At 65.7% G+C, this 15,967-nt stretch carries 7 protein-coding genes, 3 tRNA genes and 1 riboswitch; of the genes, 4 read left to right on the top strand and 6 right to left on the bottom strand.

The genetic code is table 11. The annotated features are described in order from the left end of the window. Positions 1-18: 18 nt before the first annotated feature. A riboswitch (ZMP/ZTP riboswitch) is annotated at positions 19-194 on the bottom strand. 137 nt (positions 195-331) lie between these two features. After that, positions 332-1,243 carry a lytic transglycosylase domain-containing protein gene (locus tag ACUTR7_RS12005; RefSeq protein WP_012206753.1) on the bottom strand — a complete coding sequence of 304 codons (912 nt, stop codon included), beginning with the start codon at positions 1,241-1,243 and terminating at the stop codon, positions 332-334. 769 nt (positions 1,244-2,012) lie between these two features. Here ACUTR7_RS12005 and ACUTR7_RS12000 point away from each other — a divergent pair. Both ACUTR7_RS12000 and ACUTR7_RS11995 read left to right on the top strand, forming a co-directional pair. Then, the gene (locus ACUTR7_RS12000) at positions 2,013-5,831 is read left to right on the top strand and encodes a DUF748 domain-containing protein (RefSeq protein ID WP_445608913.1); all 3,819 of its coding nucleotides are present in this window, start codon (positions 2,013-2,015) and stop codon (positions 5,829-5,831) included. Positions 5,832-5,985: 154 nt separating this feature from the next. Continuing rightward, positions 5,986-8,613 (top strand): DUF349 domain-containing protein, encoded by a 2,628-nt coding sequence (locus tag ACUTR7_RS11995; RefSeq protein WP_445609026.1) that lies wholly within the window; start codon positions 5,986-5,988, stop codon positions 8,611-8,613. A gap of 140 nt (positions 8,614-8,753) precedes the next feature. On the opposite strand, the gene ACUTR7_RS11990 is transcribed toward ACUTR7_RS11995, so the two are convergent. From ACUTR7_RS11990 to ACUTR7_RS11980, 3 genes are all read right to left on the bottom strand, one after another. Further along, a tRNA-Leu gene (locus ACUTR7_RS11990) sits at positions 8,754-8,838 on the bottom strand. A 155-nt stretch (positions 8,839-8,993) separates the two neighbouring features. Beyond that, positions 8,994-9,078: transfer RNA gene (locus tag ACUTR7_RS11985), tRNA-Leu, on the bottom strand. Positions 9,079-9,236: 158 nt separating this feature from the next. Further along, a tRNA-Leu gene (locus ACUTR7_RS11980) sits at positions 9,237-9,321 on the bottom strand. Positions 9,322-9,355: 34 nt separating this feature from the next. On the opposite strand from ACUTR7_RS11980, the gene rnr reads away from it, so the two are divergent. Then, complete coding sequence (gene rnr / locus ACUTR7_RS11975) at positions 9,356-11,938, top strand: ribonuclease R (RefSeq protein WP_445609025.1); 2,583 nt, start codon at positions 9,356-9,358, stop codon at positions 11,936-11,938. A gap of 6 nt (positions 11,939-11,944) precedes the next feature. Here rnr and ACUTR7_RS11970 read toward each other — a convergent pair whose 3' ends face one another. Both ACUTR7_RS11970 and ACUTR7_RS11965 read right to left on the bottom strand, forming a co-directional pair. Further along, complete coding sequence (locus tag ACUTR7_RS11970) at positions 11,945-13,522, bottom strand: NAD(P)H-hydrate dehydratase (protein WP_445608912.1); 1,578 nt, start codon at positions 13,520-13,522, stop codon at positions 11,945-11,947. 44 nt (positions 13,523-13,566) lie between these two features. Continuing rightward, complete coding sequence (locus ACUTR7_RS11965) at positions 13,567-14,838, bottom strand: FAD-dependent oxidoreductase (protein WP_445608911.1); 1,272 nt, start codon at positions 14,836-14,838, stop codon at positions 13,567-13,569. A 370-nt stretch (positions 14,839-15,208) separates the two neighbouring features. On the opposite strand from ACUTR7_RS11965, the gene rpsB reads away from it, so the two are divergent. Beyond that, positions 15,209-15,961, top strand: a complete 753-nt coding sequence (gene rpsB / locus ACUTR7_RS11960; RefSeq protein WP_012206747.1) for a 30S ribosomal protein S2 — start codon at positions 15,209-15,211, stop codon at positions 15,959-15,961. Positions 15,962-15,967: the final 6 nt, after the last annotated feature.

Genomic DNA, 15,967 nt, shown 5'->3' with positions numbered 1-15,967 from the left:
TGAAATTCCCTTGAGGCCAAGGGCTGCCCAGGCGAACGGCGGAACACTCCAGATCCCGCGTGCGCATGGAGGCTGGGCGGTACGCTCCCCGGTGGTTCACAGAAGGTGGTCCTTCTCGGGCCTTCTGCTGGTTTCCACGTCAGCGGCAGCGGTGCGTGAAGCGGCTGCGCCTATCGCCAGTTGCGTACCCCGCTAGTGTAGCTGAGCCGGTGGCGCCGAAGACCTGGCAGGGGCGTTGCAGAAGGCGTTTGCGTGGGCCATCTGCAGTTGGATCGGGCATGAAAAAAGCTGGCCTTGGCCAGCTGTGCATTCACTATGCCGGGAAGTCAGGCTACAGCGCCGGCTCCTGGGACTGAAGGGCCACCTGCTCGGAGCGGGCAGAGGTGTTGCTCGAGCTGACCGGCACGGCTGCAGGCGCAGCCGCTGCTGCCGGGCCCGAGGCCTCGGCCACGGGGGTGGCCGGCTTGGTGGAGGCAACCTGTACAGCCTGCCGGGGCTGATCTACCTTGGCGGTCATCAAAGGCACGGCACGCAGGCCGGCGGCCATGCGCAGGCGCTGGTGCTCGGCCAGCACCTTGGCGGCGTAGCCACCATCGGTGGGCAGGTTGGCCGCGCCCACGTAGTAGCGCAGGCCTCCTTCGATGGAGCCGGCGCGCTCGATGCATTCCTTGAGCACGCGCACGCCCACGCGCAGATTGCTGACCGGGTCGAAGGCAGCATTCTGGCCACCGAAGTTCTCATACTTGTCGGTATGCACCGTGGTCATCACCTGCATCAGGCCCTGCGCGCCGACAGCGCTTTGCGCAAACGGGTTGAAGCTGGATTCGATGGCCATGATGGCCAGGATCAGCGTCGGGTCCAGGCGGTTGACCTTGCCCAGGTCATAGGCCTCGCTGACCAGTGCCGCGATCGGCTCAGGCGCCACGCGGTACTTCTTGCTGAGCCAGAAGGCCACGGCTGCCTGCTCCTTGGGCAGGTTCTTGGGGTTGGTCGCCGTCGCCCGATCGCTGGCAGCGAGTTCGACGGGAACACCCAGCTCGGCCATCTGGCGAGCGGTCAGCCAGGAGCGCAGCTGGCTCTCTCCGGCATCGCGCAGGTCAGGACGGGCGAACAAGGTGATGGCCATGAAGGCCACAGCAAGGCCCAGCAGGGCGAAGCTGTTGTGGATGATGGCAAGAAAACCGTTGGCCACATCGATGGCGAACGTTCGCGCGGCGGCGAAAAATTTTCCTGACGCTGGCATAGCTTTTTCCTTTCTAGGGGCATCAACCCGAAACGGCCTTCGCCGAAGCGAAGGCCGGTGAGGCTGACACCCTGGATTGGGTGCTGCGGATCCGGGAGGCTGGCGCTTGGTGCGCCATTGCGTTGTAGGCCTGCGGGATCTGCTCAGTCGTGAGGCAGCAGAAACAAAAAACGCTCTATTCGAGCGCTGGCGGATTCTAGGAGTTCACCAAATACACGGTCAACACTATGAAATCAACTTTTTAGATCAATGAATAATAACAAACCATGGATGCAAACACAGTTTTGAGGTCTTGAAGAGCGGGTGGCGTGCTACCGATGTACGCCGCTTCCGCCGTTTTCAGAGTGCGTCATGAAATTGCAATGAAATGCAAAAGCACTGGCAGGCCGACCCTGCGTCCTTCTATATTGGAGGCGACTGCTCCTGCAGTCGTCTCGCCAAGGTGGAAGACAGGTAAAAGTGGTGTTCGATAGTGCGGACACCGTGGTTCAAGTCTTCTTCCGCGGCCTTCCTGGAAGCAATCTCTTGCTTCCAAGCAGCAAGGACCATCCTCTCCTTGACTGCGGAAAACGGTCGGGACTTGTGCCCGCCGTAAAGCCCGGAAGCCGGTTCACGGCTTCCGGGCTTTGTCGTTCAAGGATGGCCGCAACGTCAAGAAATGTGCCGTGGTGCGGGCCCAGCCGTTGCTGCCGCCCCAATTTCTGGTGCAATGCAGCCGTTGCCCTGTCCTGTGTCCCAGGATGAGGGCTGTACTAGTTACCAGAGCCCCATGCAATCTCTCTTCAAGCACCGCTGGCTGCGCAGGCTGGCCATCGCCCTTGTGGCGTTCCTTTTGCTGTGGCTGCTGCTGTGGGCGCTGGTGCCCGTTGTGGCCAAGAGTCAACTGGAAAAGCAGGCATCGGCCAAGCTGGGCCGTCAGGTCCGTGTGGGTGCAGTGGAGTTCCGGCCCTGGTCGCTGGAGCTGACCCTGCGGGACCTGAGCATTGCCAGGAGCCAGGCGGAAGGCGCGGCGCTGGAGTCCGTGCCGTCTTCATCTTCGTCCCCCCAGCTTCAGATCGACCGCATCTATGTCAATGCCAGTATCCAGTCTCTGTTTCGGCTGGCGCCGGTGCTGGATGCCATCGAGGTCGATGCGCCGGTGCTGCGCCTGACCCAGCAGAGCCTGGGGCATTTCGATGTGGACGATGTGCTGGCCAGGCTGGCCGAACCCGGCGACACGCCGCCCTCCAGGCCCGTGGGCTTTGCGCTGTACAACATTGCGCTGCGCGACGGCCGCGTGGAATTGCAGGACGAGGTCCAGCAGCGCCAGCACATGCTCGAGCAGTTGCAGCTGCGCCTGCCCTTCATCAGCAACCTGGAGTCCAAGCGCGAGATCAAGGTGCTCCCGCACCTGTCCTTTGCGCTCAACGGCAGCCGGTTTGAATCCAGCGCCCAGAGCACGCCCTTCACCGAGCAGCGCCAGACCGCTGTCGATCTGAACTGGCAGGGCGTGGACCTGACACCTTATTTGGGCTATGTGCCCGTCACCGCGCCTGTCAAGCCGCGTTCCGGTGTGCTGGATGCCAACCTGCACATCTCCTTTGAGCAGGCCGAGCAGGCCGTGGTCCGCATCACCGGGGAGGTCAGCCTGTCCGGCGCCGAGCTGCACGACCGCGACGGTGCCCCCCTGCTGCGCTTCGAGCGCCTGGCCGCCGTGCTCAAGAACGTGCAGCCGCTGCAATCGGTTGCGGAGCTGGAGTCCGTGCAGTGGAGCGCTCCCGAGATTTTTGCGGCCCGCGATGCGCAAGGCCGCATCAATTGGACGGCGATGGGGGGTGCTTCCTCCCCGGATGCCAGGCCGGCAGCGCAAAAGCCTGCCTCCGACGCGCCCCAGCCGTGGAAGGTCAGCCTGGACAGGCTGTCCGTTGCCAATGCCACGGTGCACTGGCGCGATGCCGCTCCCGACGCTGGAAAGTCGGGCGCTGCGCTGCAGGCGCGCGAGCTGTCGTTGCAGGTGCGCGATATCCGCTGGCCCCTGGAGCAACCGCTGCAGCTTGCTGCCAGCATGCAGGTGCAGCCCGAATCGGCGGGGGAGGGGGCGAAACCTGCCGAGTTGCAGCTGCGCGGCGCCTTGACCGACAAGCAGGGCCAACTGGCCATCTCCGCGCGGCAATTGCCGCTGCAACTGGCAGCACCGTACCTGTCTGCCCATCTCAAACCCGAGCTGACGGGTCTGTTGAGCACCGACGCCGGCCTGGGCTGGAACGGTTCCGCCATGGTGGTTCAGGTGGCCGGGCTGGGCGTGGAGCAGTTGAGCCTCAAGGACAAGGCCGCGCCCGTCGATATCGCGCACCTGCAGCTGGAGCAGGTGCAGGTCAATCTGGCCAGCCAGCAGGTCTCCGTTGGCCGCCTGGCACTGCAAAAGCCGCAGCTGGCCGTGTTGCGCGATGCCCAGGGCCGGTGGATGTACGAGCAATGGCTGCCGCTCGCCTCATCGGCGTCCGCATCGCAGGACGCCGGCAAGGACAAGTCCCGGCCCTGGGGCCTGAAGCTGCAGGCGGTGGAGGTCGATGGCGGCGCCATTGCGCTGCGTGACGAAGCGCCCGTGCGCAACGCGGATTCGGCGCGCACCGTGTCGCTGGACCTGGGTTCACTGCGCCTTCGCATGGGCGCCATCGAGCCGCTGGCCGCCAAATCCGCGCCCACGCCGCTGGAGCTGTCCGCCCAGGTCGGCTCGGGCCGGCGCGTCCAGGCGGGCTCGCTGAGCCTGCGGGGGGACCTGGGGCTGGCGCCGCTGTCGCTCCAGGGCAAATTGCAGGCGCGCAGCCTGCCGCTGCATGCGCTGGAGCCCTACTTTGCCGACATGCTCAATGTGGAGTTGGTGCGTGCCGACGGAAATTTCCTCGGACAACTGCGCTTTGTCAGCCAACCGGCCGGCCCCGAGCTGGCGGTGCAGGGGGATGTCGAGCTCGTGGATCTGCGCATGCGCTCCGCGCTGGCCTCTCCCGTGCAAGCGGCGGGCGAGGCCGCAGGGCAGGGCGTGCCACGCACGGCGGCAGGTGCCGTGGCTGCCGTGCTCAGCGAGTCCACGGCCGACCGGGCCAAGGCCCAGTCGGTTGCCTTGGGACTCGGCCTGCGCGATGAACTCGTGGCCTGGAAGACGCTGGCCGTGCGCGGCCTGGACCTGCAGATGCAGCCTGCCCAGCCGCTGCGCCTGAGCGTGCGCGAGACGGCGCTCAGCGACTTCTTTGCGCGCGTCATCGTGCAGCGCAACGGGCGCATCAACCTGCAGGACATCGTCAAATCGGCGAAGTCCCAGCAGTCCCTGGAGCAGAACGCCACGCCGGCTGCGGATGGCACGGCGGCTTCCGCCGAACCGGCGCCGCCGCAGGCTGCCTCCGGGCCTGCGCCCGTCATCAAGATCGGGCCGATTGTGCTGACGGGCGGCAGGGTCCAGTTCTCCGACTACTTCATCCAGCCCAACTACTCGGCCGACCTCAGCGAGCTGGCGGGCCGCCTGAGCGCCTTCTCGTCCGAGCAGCCTGCCAGCCAGCAGGCGCCGCAACTGGCGGATGTGGAACTGCGCGGCCGCGCCCAGGGCACGGCTTCGCTGGAGATCACCGGCCAGGTCAATCCGCTGGCCAAGCCGCTGGCCCTGGACATACGTGCCCAGATGCGCGACCTGGAACTGCCCCCGCTGTCGCCGTACTCCATCAAGTACGCGGGCCACGGGATCGAGCGCGGCAAGCTCAGCATGGACGTCAACTACAAGATCGAGCCCGATGGCCAACTCACGGCGCGCAACAAGCTGGTGCTGCATCAGCTCACTTTCGGCGAAGCCGTCGAAGGCGCGCCCTCCTCGCTGCCCGTGCGCCTGGCGGTGGCGCTGTTGGCTGACCGCAACGGAGTCATCGACCTGGACCTGCCGGTCAGCGGCTCGCTCAACGACCCGCAATTCAGGCTGGCGCCGGTCATCTTCAAGATCATTGGCAACCTGATCATGAAGGCCATCACCTCGCCTTTCTCGCTGCTGTCGGGCGCTTTTGGGGGCGGCAGCGAATCGGGCGTAGTGGCCTTCGCGCCGGGGCGTGCCCAGATCGACGGCAAGGCCCGCGAGAGCCTGGACAAGGTGGTTGCTTCCCTCAAGGATCGCCCGGCCCTCAAGCTCACCGTGATCGGCGAGGCGCGCGAGGCGCAGGACAAAGAGGCCTGGAAGCAGGCGGAGCTCGATCGCCTGCTGCTCGCCCAGAAACGCCGCCAGGTGCTGCGCGACGGCAAATCGGCAGAGTCCGTGACCGAGTTGCCCGCCTCCGAAGTGCCGGCCTTGACCAAGGCGCTGTACAGTCGCGCCGACTTTGCCAAGCCGCGCAATGTCATCGGCATGGCCAAGGACCTGCCCACCGACCAGATGCGCAGTCTGCTGCTGGAGCAGATTGCCGTGCCCGACGACGCCATGCGCGAACTGGCGCTGGCCCGCGCCGTGGCCGTGCGCGACTACCTTGCCCAGCAGCAGTTGCCGCTTGAACGCCTGTTTCTGGGGGCTCCAAAACTGGACTCCGACGACCAGGAATGGAGTCCGCGCGCCCAGCTCAGCCTGTCCACGCAGTAGCCCGGTTTTGGCTCCGCTTCAAATAACGGCGAGAATATGGTTTTCCCGGTCCGGCTAGCATGCCCGCATGCGGCCTGGCCGGCCGCGTCTGGCGGCCCGCGGCAGCCAGACATTCAACGATTGATTCATGTCTTCTCTTTCCCCCCGCAGCACCATGTCCGATGCACCTGAAGTGAGCCCTGCTTCTGCCAAGAATCCCGAACAACACCCCTTGGATGTGCTCACGGGCGGTGCCTTCTCCGCCGAAACCTCGGGTGATCGCGCCGCGCGCATCCGCGACTGGCTGGCAACCCAGCCTTCGGTCGAGCAATTGCAGGACGTCCTCAAGGAACTGAGCGCGCGCGACAAGGGCGCGGCCCGTGCCGTGCGTGAGCGCCTGGACGAGATCCGCCGCACCAAGGACCAGGAAAAGATCGCAGTGGAGTGGGCTGAAAAGGCCCAGGCGCTGCTGGTCGCATCGCCCTTCAATGCCGCCGACGCCATCGCCTGGCAGCGCGACGCCGCCAAGGCGGGCGCCCCGCTGTCGCGTGAACCTCTGTCGCAGCACAAGGCCCAGCTGGCCGAGCGTGTCAAGGCCATCGAGGAGCTGCAGCACCGCGTGCAGGTCCAGCGCGAAGTGGCCGTTTTGCTGGCCCAGCGCATCGAGGTCCTGTCCACCAAGCCCTGGCGCGATGCCCAGGCTGTGCTCGACAACCTGCGCGCCGACGTGGCCCGTTGGCAGGAGCAGGCCGGCGAACTGACTGGCGATGACAACTGGGCCAGCGTGGACGGACGTTTCCCGCCCCAGTTGGAAGCCGCCAGCGCACAGCTGATCCTGGTCTGGGATGCCTTCCAGTCTGCACTGGCGCTGACCGAAGCTGCCGCCGCCGACGAAGCCGCTCCGCTGCCCACCGTGCCCGTGTGGGCCGATGAGCTGCGCGTGGCGCGTGGCCTGCCTCCCGAGGCAGCGGCTGCCGAGCCGTCCAAGCCCGCTCCCGCTGCCCGCAGCGCAGCCCAGCCCAAGGCGAAGACATCGCCTGAGCAAGTGGCTGCCGCCAGCAGTGCACTGACCCAGGCGCTGGAGCAGCTCCAGGCCGAGACGGCTGCCGGCGAAAGCAAGGCGGGTTCTGCCGCCGTTCAGGCCGTGCGCGCCGCTATCAAGGCCCATGGCCGCCTGGTGGACGATGCATTGGTCACCAAGGTGCATGAGGCCCTTCTGGCAGCTGGCGAGTCCGAAGGCTGGCCGCGCCAGAACGCCGACAAGCTGCGCGAGGAACTGGTTGCCAAGGCCGAAGCCCTGCTGAATCGCCCTGAAGGCCAGGCGCTGGGTGGCCGCAAGATCCAGGAATCGCTGCGCAGCCTGCGCGAGCAATGGAAGCTGGCCGATCAGGGCAGCGCAGCCAACCACGCACTGTGGAAGAAGTTTGACGAAGCCTGCAACACGGCCCACAAGGTGGTCGAGTCCTGGCACGACAAGCTGCGCACCGAAACCACCCAGTCCAAGGCACAGCGCCTGGCGCTGATCGAAGAGATCAAGGCCTGGGCAGCACAGCAGACCGCCAGCGAAGATCTCAAGGGCGCGGCGCGCGCACTGCGCCAGTTCGCTGAACGTTGGCGTGAAAGCGGCCACATCGGCGAGAAGCTGTTTGCCGAACTGCAACCCCAGTTCAAGCAGGCCATGGCCCTGGCCGAGGCTCCGTTGCATGCCGCGCAAAAAGCCAGCCTGCAGCGTCGCCACGCCATGATCGACGAGGCCACGGCGCTGGGCGCAGCGCCCAATCTGCGCATCGACGCCGTCAAGGCCCTGCAGCAGCGCTGGCAGGCCGAGGCGCAGGCCGTGCCTCTGGACCGCAAGCACGAGCAAAAGCTCTGGGATGCCTTCCGCAAGCCACTGGACGAAGCCTTCAACCGCAAGGGCACCGAGCGGGGCCCCCGTGCCGCAGCCGTGGCGCTCAGCGACCATGATCGCCGCGTGCTGGAAGCGTCTCAGGCCGTGGAAGCTGCCAACACCTCGGGTGACGTGCAGCAAATCCGCGCTGCGGTGGAGGCCCTGGAGCAAGCGCTGCGTGGCCGTGCCGATGCTTCCGTGAATGCGGCCCAGCCAGCACAGGAACCTGCCGCTGCTGCAGCGGGTTCGGAAGAATCCGACGCCAAGCCGGTGCCGGTGCGCCCCGTGGTTGCCGTGCGCGGCGATGATCGTCCTGGCATGAAGAAGGAAGAGGGCGGTGCACGTGCTGCCCGTCCTGGCGACCGCCGCGATGGTGGCCGTGGCCGCGACGGCCGGGATGGCCGAGACAGCCGCGACAGTGGCCGTTTCAGCCGCGAGCCGCGCGAAGAGCGCGGACCGCGCCTGGCGGACCCCGCCTTCCGCGCCCAGCGTGAAGCCATGGAGCATGCCCAGGACGCCCTGCGCAAGCTCGCGGCCCAGGCCCATGGTGAGGCACTGACCCAGCTGATGGCGGCGTGGGAGTCGCGTGATGCTGCCCAGATGCCGGCTGCCCAGCAGCTTGGCGGCCGCGTGTCTGCACAAGTGCGCAGTGCCTGGTCGCAGGCCCTGGGTCAGGCACCCAAGGGAGACGCGGGCGAAGCCCTGCTGCGCCTTGAAATGGCCGCCGACGTTCCCACACCTGCGGAACATCTGAGCGCCCGCCGTGCCCTGCAGCTGCAGCTGCTGACGCGCCGCAACGATCCTGCTCCGCAGGAAACCTGGGGCAACGATGCCGCCCGGGTGCTGGCATCGCCGCGCGATGATGCCAGCGCGCGCCGCCTGCAGAACGTGCTCAAGCAACTGCTGCGCAAGTGATGCACGGGAGGTGATCCTCTCATCCAGGAAGGGAGCCGCTGGCTCCCTTTTTTTGCGCCATGGATGCGGCCTTCTGGGGTCGATGCGTCTGCAGCGCCCAAGAAAAAAGGCCGTTGCATGTGCAACGGCCTTTTCATGTTTGGTGCCCAGGAGAGGACTCGAACCTCCACGGAGTTACCCGCTAGTACCTGAAACTAGTGCGTCTACCAATTCCGCCACCTGGGCATTTCAGAGTACATAAATTATATAGCGTGAAAGCGATGTGCCGGGCAGGTTTGCAAAGATTTTCCCGAACTTTTCTTGGCGAGATGCCCTTGCCATCGGCTTTCAGCGATCAGAAAAGAAAAAGGCCGTTGCGTGTGCAACGGCCTTTTCATGTTTGGTGCCCAGGAGAGGACTCGAACCTCCACGGAGTTACCCGCTAGTACCTGAAACTAGTGCGTCTACCAATTCCGCCACCTGGGCTTGCTGAAGCTGAAATTCTACTGCATTTTTTGCAGAATTATCCCGATCTTCGATTTTTTCTTGAGACTGTCATCTGCCAAGTCATGAAGCCAGGGAACTGCCTTCTGCTGAAGATAGTTCCTTAGTTCACCGCAACCTCTGCAGGTTGTCGTTAAACTTGGTGCCCAGGAGAGGACTCGAACCTCCACGGAGTTACCCGCTAGTACCTGAAACTAGTGCGTCTACCAATTCCGCCACCTGGGCATCTCAGGAAAGATTTAGATTGTATACCAAGAAAATGAACCCTCACGCCAAAAGCGCCGATGTGAACGACGAAATCGAGGGCAGTGTGCAGGGGCACCGCGACGGACATGGCTTCGTCATCCGCGATGACGGCGAAGGCGACATCTTCCTTCCCCCCAATGAAATGCGTGCCGTGCTGCACAAGGACCGCGTGAAGGTCCGCATCGTGCGCCAGGACCGCCGCGGCCGGCCTGAAGGCCGTGTGGTCGAGATCATCGAGCGCCCTGCGCACAACATCATTGGCCGCTTCTTGCAGGAAAGCGGTGTGTGGCTGGTGGCGCCCGAGGACAAGCGCTACGGCCAGGACATCCTGATCCCCGCCAATGCCACAGGATCGGCCAAGATCGGCCAAGTGGTGGTGGTGGAACTGACCGAGGCGCCTGCGCTGTTCGGTCAGCCCGTGGGCCGCATCATCGAAGTGCTCGGTGAAGTCGATGATCCCGGCATGGAGATCGAGATCGCGGTGCGCAAGTACGGCGTCCCGCATGTGTTTTCCGATGCCTGCCTGGCGCAGGCCAAGGCGCTGCCGGACAGGGTGCGGCCTGCCGACTGCAAGAAGCGCATCGACCTGACCGATGTGCCCCTGGTGACCATCGATGGCGAGGACGCGCGCGATTTCGACGATGCCGTCTACTGCGAGCCCGCCAAAGTCGGGCGCAGCAAGGGCTGGCGCCTGCTGGTGGCGATTGCCGATGTGAGCCACTACGTGACCACGGGCAGCGCCATCGACATCGATGCCTATGACCGCGCCACCAGCGTCTATTTCCCGCGCCGCGTGATCCCCATGCTGCCCGAGAAGTTGAGCAATGGCCTGTGCTCGCTCAACCCCGATGTGGACCGCCTGTGCATGGTCTGCGACATGCTGATCACCGCCAAGGGCGAGATCCATGCCTATCAGTTCTACCCGGCGGTGATGCACAGCCATGCGCGCTTCACCTATACCGAGGTGGCGGCCATCCTGGCCAATACGCGTGGCCCGGAGGCTGCGCGGCGCTCGGAGCGCGTGGGTGACTTGCTCAATCTTCATGGTGTCTACCAGGCGCTGCTCAAGTCGCGCGAGGCGCGCGGCGCCGTGGACTTCGAGACCACGGAGACGCAGATCGTCTGTGACGAGAACGGCCGCATCGAGAAGATCGTGCCGCGCACGCGCAACGAGGCGCACAAGCTGATCGAGGAGGCCATGCTGGCTGCCAATGTCTGCAGTGCGGACTTCATCGAGCAAAGCGGTCGCGTCGGCCTGTTCCGCGTGCACGACAAGCCCTCGCTGGAAAAGCAGGACATTCTGCGCAACTATCTGAAGGCCATGGGGGTCGGTGTGGCGCTGAGCGAGAACCCGGCCACGTCCGAGTTCCAGGCCATTGCCAACGCCACCAAGGACCGTCCCGACTCCCAGCAGATCCACACCATGCTGCTGCGCTCGATGATGCAGGCCTTCTACACGCCCGAGAATTCGGGCCACTTCGGCCTGGCATTCGACGCCTATACGCACTTCACCAGCCCGATCCGCCGCTATCCCGATTTGCTGGTGCACCGCGTGATCAAGGCCGAGCTCGAAGGCACGCACTATCGCCTGCCCGAGCTGCCCACCCCCGGAGAAGCCGAGGCCAAGCTGGCCAAGCGTCTGGCATCACGCGTCAGTCCACCCGGCCAGAAGCCGCGCAAGCGCGCGCCCGCCGCCGAGGTCCAGGCCTGGGAAGCCGCTGGCCTGCACTGCAGCGCCAACGAGCGCCGGGCCGACGAGGCCAGCCGCGATGTCGAAGCCTGGCTCAAGTGCAAGTACATGCGCGAGCATCTGGGCGAGGAGTTCGGCGGCATGGTCTCTGCGGTGACCACCTTCGGCATCTTCGTCACGCTCGACGCCATGTATGTGGAGGGGCTGGTTCACATCACCGAGCTGGGTGGCGACTATTTCCGCTTTGACGAGGCGCGCCAGGAACTGCGCGGCGAGCGCTCGGGCATTCGCTATGGCATCGGCACGCGGCTGCGCGTGCAGGTCAGCCGCGTGGACCTGGATGGCCGGCGCATCGATTTCCGCCTGGTGCGCGATGGCGAAGAGCAGCCGGCCTCGGGCCGGCCCGGCAGGACGCCGGCGCGCACGGAAACCCATCAGGGCGAAAAATGGGGCCGTCGCGATGCCAAGGAAAAACGGGCGCAGCGCAACTCGGGAGGCTCCGGCGGTGCAAGGCCTGAGTCTGATGCAGCGGCGTCGGCCGGCAAGCAGGGGCGCAAGGCGTCTAAAAAGGCCATGGTCAAGGGTGTGAACCTGGCCGCGCTGGAAGCTGAATATGCGAATGCTCAGCCGCGCTCGGCTACCTCGGCGCGGCAGAGCGATGTGGGCGAGGCGGTTGCGGAACCATCATCCGCTGGCTCTGCTGCGCGACCCCGCAGAGGCCGGGCGTCCGAGGCGCACAAGTCCGAGGCACGCAAGCCTGCGGCCACGGATGCTGCTGCCCACGGCCTGCCGCAGCTGCCTCCACCGTCGCCGGTGCAGGCACTGCGCGCCTTGGGCAAGAAGGCCTTGGGTGCCGTCAAGTCCAAGGTGACAGGCAACACATCCAAGCCCCGGCGCAAGTCCTGAGGGTTTTTATGCTCCGAGCTGCTGGGCCAGAGCGCTGGCGCTGAACGGGATGTGCGCAGGCCAATGGTCTGCTGCAAATCCATGGCGCCAGGCCGCCAGGGCTGCTGCCTGCGTGGGCTCCAGGCCCTGGGCCCACAGTGCGGCAATCAGCCCGGCGAGCACATCGCCGGTTCCTCCGGTCGACAGGCGGGCGTTTCCCGTGGGATTGATCCAGCAAGGCAGTGCATCACTCTCTTCCTGGGGTCCGGCGATCACGGTGCCGGAGCCTTTGAGCAGCGCGGTGCAGTCGAAGCGTTGCGCCAGCTGCCTGGCGGCGTGCAGCCGCTGTGCCTGGACCTGTGCGGTGTTCGTCTTCAGCAGGCGGGCGACCTCCAGCGGGTGGGGCGTCAGCACCGTGTGCAGGTCGCGCTGGCGGCGCTCTTTCAAGAGCGAGGCCAGCGATTCATCTTCGGCAACGGCATTCAGTGCGTCTGCGTCCAGCACCAGCCTGGGGGCTTGTTCCAGTATCTGGGGCAGCCATGCGCGCACCGCCATGCCTCCCCCGCATCCGCAGGCCACGGTGGTGCTGCGCCAGTCCTGCGCCTCGGGGCTGCGCAGCATGATTTCGGGCCAGGGCGCGGTGGCCTGGCCTGAGCCGGCCGAGGCATCGAGCAGGGCGAGCATCACGCGCCCCGCGCCACCATGCAGCGCGGCCAGGGCAGCCAGCCAGGCGGCGCCGGTCATGGAAAGGCCGCGCTGTCCCAGCCCCTCTCCGCCAAGAATGGCCACGTCGCCAAAGCTTCCCTTGTGGCTGGCATGCGGGCGCGGGGTGCTGGCGCCTGGTGAAAACAGTTGTGCGCAGGGCAGGGGAGTGAGGGTTGGCTCGCCTTTCGCCAGTCCCGTGTCCAGGTCATCCCACCATATCTGGCCGCAGGCATCGCGGCCACTTCCTGTGAACAGTCCGGGCTGCAGCGTCAGCAGTGCCAGCGTGTGCCGTGCGCTGGCTGGGGCGTTCGGGGGTGCGAATCCAGGCAGGTACTGCCCGGTGTCGGCATCCAGTCCGGAGGCTATGTCCGCGCAAAGGACCGGGCTGGTGCTGGGCTGCAGGCTGCGCAGCAGAGTGAGCAGGCGCTCATTCGTGCCGGTGCGTGGGCTTGCGGCGTCTGGCTGGCGCAGGCCGATGCCCAGCAATGCATCAATGCACAAGTCCTGTGGTCCCATGTCGGCGGGCATGTGCTCGGTCCATTGCACGCCGGCTTCGTGGGCGGCGTCCCAGGCGGCGCGTGCATCGTCTGGCATGTGGGCGCGTTCGCGCACGCAGCTGACCAGAATGCGGCAACTGCGGGCCGTTTCTGGAACCGCATTCAGGCTTTGTTGCAGCCAGGCGGCTGCCTGCAAGCCATCGCCGCCGTTGTTGCCGGGGCCACAGGCTATCCAGATGCAGCGTGCATGGGGAGCGATGGCGCGTGCCAGGCGTGCCAGGCCCGCGCCTGCGCGTTGCATGAGGCTGTGCGCGGGCAGTCTGGCTGCCGCCTGCTGTTCCAGGGTGCGAGTGGCCGCCGTATCAAACAGCGGCAAGGCGGTGGATGTGGGAATGCGCAGCATGGACCGAGCATAGCGGTCCGCCGCCGGGTGGCGGACGCGGGTAATCAGCCGAAGCGGCGCGGGTCGAGCAGTGCGCTGTCCAGGAGGCTGGCGCGGTTGTCCATCAGGTCGCTCAGCATGCTTGCGCACCCCTGCGCAATGGCGGCGCCGCAGCTGCCGTGTCCCAGGTTGAGCCAGATGCCGGGCAGTCCGCTGGCGCCCACCAGCGGCAGCCCATCGGCCGTGCACATGCGCGTGCCATGCCAGATCTGTACGCCCGAGGCCAGCACCGCGCTGCCGGGAAAAACCATGTTGAGGCGGTGATACATGCGCTGCAGCGTGGCCCCATGCATGGGGCTGCGGCGGCCCAGCTCTGCGCCTGCCACGATGCGCATGCGCTGGCCCAGGCGGACCAGGGTCATCTGCTCACTCCAGTCCACGATGGCGTGGCGGGGGGCATAACCTTGTTCGCGCAAAGGGGCGCTGACGCCATAGCCGTGCAGGGCGATCATGGGTGGGCGCAGGCCCAGCGGCGTGAGCAGGTTCGCGGCCTCGGCGCCGGCGCAGACGACGATGGCGTCGTGCGAACGGGGGGTGTCTTCGCCCAGCAACTGCAGGCGTGCGGTGCGCCCGGCGCCGCCGGGCTGCAATCGCTGCACCAGGCGCTGCGTCTCGAATCGTGCTCCTGCCGACTGCGCTGCCTGGCGTTGCATCAGCGTGGCAAGGCGGCCATTGGCTGCGCCTGCCTGTGGAAAATACAGGGCGCCTGCGAGCGTGGTTTCCTCGCCCAGGGCGGGTTCGCGCAGCCGGGTCTGGGCGGCATCCAGTGCCTCGCAGCGTGTGCCTGCCTCGGCCAGTGCGTCCAGCGCAGGCTTGAGTTGTTCGTGCTCGGCCTCGCTGCCCAGCAGCACCAGGCTTCCGGCGACATATTCCGGGTCAAACTCCCATTGCCGCCACAGCGATTGCTGGAACTGCTGGCTGCGCTGGGTGAGCGCCTCCAGCGCCGCCATGGCGGCTGTGGGCACGTTGCCTTTGCGCAGTTGCCGTCCGGCCTGGCGCCATTGCCATAGCCAGCGCAGCTGGGCTGCGAGGTTTCCAGAGCCCAGTCGCGGCAGGGCCTGCCGGCCGGGGAGGGTGGGGGAGCGTTCGGCGGTCGAAAGGCCGGGGACGCTCCAGGGCTGGAGCAGGCTGGGGCCCAGCCAGCCGGCATGTCCGAAGCTGGCTTCTTCGGCTGCGGTGCCGTGACGCTCGTAGACGGTGACCTCGTGGCCGGCCTGTGCCAGTGCGTGGGCTGTCGCAACGCCAATGCTGCCGGCGCCCACAATCGCGATGTTCATTTTTGGGTGGAATCTGCTGAAGTGCCCGGATTATCAAGCGGATGCAGCTATCACTACAGGAGTGTGTGCATCTTGTGCAACTGCCGCGGCCGTGAGGGGCGATGAGCGCGCTTTGAGAGCGAAGCCTCGGTTGAGGGGTGGCGTGTGCTAGAATCTTGCGGCTTTGCTAGGGGTTCCCCCTGATTTTCTCCGCGATTGCCGGGGGTCAGGTGAAAGCTTTTGGGTGCGGGGTGTTCGTCAAGAACGCCTGCCCATGCTTGGGGATCCTGCGCAAAGTCAATCGCAAACCAGTCCCTTCAAGGTGTTGCGCCCTGTGTTTCAGGGGGCAATTGTCGGGCTGGATTTTAGACCTAACCTTTGAGGTATTCATATGTCCGTCACTATGCGCGAGATGCTGGAAGCAGGCGTCCACTTCGGTCACCAGACCCGTTTCTGGAACCCCAAGATGGCCCCCTTCATCTTCGGTCACCGCAACAAGATCCACATCATCAACCTGGAAAAGTCGCTGCCGATGTTCCAGGACGCCCAGAAGTTCGTCAAGCAACTGGCGTCCAACGGCGGCACGATCCTGATGGTCGGCACCAAGCGCCAAGCCCGCGAGATGGTGGCTGCTGAAGCCCAGCGCGCTGGCGTGCCCTTCGTTGACCAGCGTTGGCTGGGCGGCATGCTGACCAACTTCAAGACCGTCAAGACGTCCATCAAGCGTCTGAAGGAAATGAAGGCCCAGCAAGAAGCCGGCCTGGAAGCCATGAGCAAGAAGGAACAGCTGATGTTCGTTCGCGAACTGGAAAAGCTGGAAAAGGACATCGGCGGCATCCAGGACATGAACAGCCTGCCCGACGCCATCTTCGTGATCGACGTGGGCTTCCACAAGATCGCCGTGGCCGAAGCCAAGAAGCTGGGCATCCCCCTGGTTGGCGTGGTTGACTCCAACCACAACCCCGAAGGCATCGACTATGTCATCCCCGGTAACGACGACTCTGCCAAGGCTGTGCAACTGTACGCCCAAGGCATCGCCGACGCGATCCTGGAAGGCCGCGCTGCTGCACTGACCGACGTGGTCAAGGCTGCATCCGGCGAGAGCGGTGACGAGTTCGTGGAAGTGGAAGAATCCGCTGCCTGATTGAGC

It is taken from the genome of Delftia sp. NA_296.1 (assembly GCF_052692095.1).
The sequence above is the reverse complement of the archived record's forward strand: the minus strand, read 5'-3'. Positions and strand labels throughout refer to the sequence as shown.

Coding starts and splice junctions, on each gene's coding strand:
- ACUTR7_RS11970 (WP_445608912.1), bottom strand. CDS start 13,522: ATGCTGCGCATTCCCACATCCACCGCCTTGCCGCTGTTTGATACGGCG.
- ACUTR7_RS11965 (WP_445608911.1), bottom strand. CDS start 14,838: ATGAACATCGCGATTGTGGGCGCCGGCAGCATTGGCGTTGCGACAGCC.
- ACUTR7_RS12005 (WP_012206753.1), bottom strand. CDS start 1,243: ATGCCAGCGTCAGGAAAATTTTTCGCCGCCGCGCGAACGTTCGCCATC.
- ACUTR7_RS12000 (WP_445608913.1), top strand. CDS start 2,013: ATGCAATCTCTCTTCAAGCACCGCTGGCTGCGCAGGCTGGCCATCGCC.
- ACUTR7_RS11995 (WP_445609026.1), top strand. CDS start 5,986: ATGTCCGATGCACCTGAAGTGAGCCCTGCTTCTGCCAAGAATCCCGAA.
- rnr (WP_445609025.1), top strand. CDS start 9,356: ATGAACCCTCACGCCAAAAGCGCCGATGTGAACGACGAAATCGAGGGC.
- rpsB (WP_012206747.1), top strand. CDS start 15,209: ATGTCCGTCACTATGCGCGAGATGCTGGAAGCAGGCGTCCACTTCGGT.